The sequence below is a fragment of the Streptomyces boncukensis genome, assembly GCF_011045075.1.
In the GTDB taxonomy this organism is placed as follows: Bacteria; Actinomycetota; Actinomycetes; order Streptomycetales; family Streptomycetaceae; genus Streptomyces; species Streptomyces boncukensis.
Genome location: NZ_JAAKZZ010000891.1, coordinates 1 through 1,755, shown reverse-complemented (window position 1 = coordinate 1,755; position 1,755 = coordinate 1). Strand labels below are relative to the sequence as shown.

At 75.4% G+C, this 1,755-nt stretch carries 1 protein-coding gene; it reads right to left on the bottom strand.

Going from position 1 to position 1,755, the window contains the following annotated elements:
* The coding region (locus G5C65_RS36750) for a right-handed parallel beta-helix repeat-containing protein (protein WP_206442683.1) at nucleotides 1-1,597 on the bottom strand (1,597 nt) is incomplete at its 3' end.
* Between the last annotated feature and the right edge of the window lie 158 nt (nucleotides 1,598-1,755).

Sequence of the window (1,755 nt, the reverse complement as noted above, 5' to 3'; positions counted from 1 at the left end):
GCCCGGGGGAGTGCTGCCGGGGCACCTGCGCGGTGGCCGTCAGCAGCCCGGACCCTCCGCCGCCGTCCGCTCCGGTGCCCCCGCCGTCCAGGGGCGGGGGCACCGGAGCGGACAGCGGCGCAGCGGCGGTGGACTCGTCGCTGGTGCAGTCCTCGGTGACCGGGCCCGGCTCGGCGAACTCGTAGCCCCCGCGGGCGCACCGCTCCGTGCGGCAGCGGCGCAGCGTCGAGCGGCAGCCGTCGATGATGTGGAAGCCATAGCCCTGGGAGCCGGTCACCCGGCAGTGCTGGAAGGTGCCCCGGCCGCCGGCCGAGACGTAGAAGCCCGCCTCGGTCGCCGAGCCGACGGTGCACCGTTCGACCGTCGGGTCCGCGCCCTTGGTGACGATGACGCCCGTCGCGGTGCTGTCCATGGTGCAGCCGCTGAGCGTGCCCCCGCTGCCGTGGTCGCGGAACCAGGCGCCGGTGGCCGCCTTGCTGATCCGGCAGTCGTCCAGCTGGACGACCGCGCCGTCGCTGACCGACACCGCGGTGCCGCGCACCTGGGACAGGTCGCTGTCCAGCACGTCGGCGCGGGAGCCGCGGTCGAGGACGAACAGCGCGTCGGGCACCGTGTGCACCCGGCAGGTGTCGAGTATGACCGTCGCGCCGTCGCTGACCCAGACGGCCGGGTAGTCGCCGGTGCTCTCGTGGATCTCGCAGCCGTTGGCGTCGGCCCGGGTGCCGGGGTCCCAGACGGAGATGCCGTTGCGCCCGAAGTGCCGCACGGTCGAGCGAGTCAGCGTCAGCACCGAGCGCGAGCGCAGGTCCACGGCGTTCTCGGGGATGTCGTGGATGTCGCAGTCGGCGAGGGTGAGCACGGCGTCCGTGTCGAGCGTGACGCCGTCCGCCGAGGTGCGGTGCACCCGGCAGTCCGTCAGCAGGCCGGCGCCCCGGGAGCCGACCCGTACACCGCTGCCCTTGATCTCGTACACCTCGCAGCCGACCGCCTCCGCCGAGGTGCCCTCGCCGTGCAGCGCGAGCCCGGCGCCCGAGGCGTGGTGCAGGCGGCAGTTCTCCAGCCGGGGGCGCGCGCCCTCGCGGGCCGCGAAACCCGACTGCCCGGCCGCGACGACCTCGCACTCCTCGTACAGCCCGCCCGCGCCGCCGGAGACGCTGAAGCCGAGCCCTGCGGGGTTGTCCACGGTGCAGCGGCGCACGGTGGGGCGGGCGCTCTCGCGCACCTCGACACCGGCCGCCGAGCGGGTCACGATCCGCAGCCCGGTCAGCTCCGGCGCCGCCTCCTCCACCAGCACCGCCGGGACGGCTGTGTCCTGCCCCTCGATCTGGAGGTCCTGGAGGGCCGCGGGGGCGCATACGGTGAGCGCGACCCCGTCCGCCGGCGCGATCCGCGCCGACCCGCCTCCGGAGCGCTCCGGGCCGCGCAGGGTGACGGTCTTGTCCACGACCACGTTCTCCCGGTACGTGCCGGGGGAGACGGTGAGTACGTCCCCGTCGGCCGCGGCCTGGAGGGCGGCGGACAGGGTGGCGTACTCCCCTGTGCGGCGCCGCCACCGCGATGTGCCCGTGTGCGTGAGCTGGACCGAGCCCTGTGCCATGGAGTGCCGTGCCCCAACCTCGTGAGTGCTGCGGATGCGTTGCCGCCAGACGGGCCGCCGTCTGGGCCGGCCGCACCACCGTAGCGTGCGCTGGGCCGATGGGATGACGAGTCGGGGATGACGGCGCGCTGGGCGGGGCGAGGGCGCGGCGTTGGGTG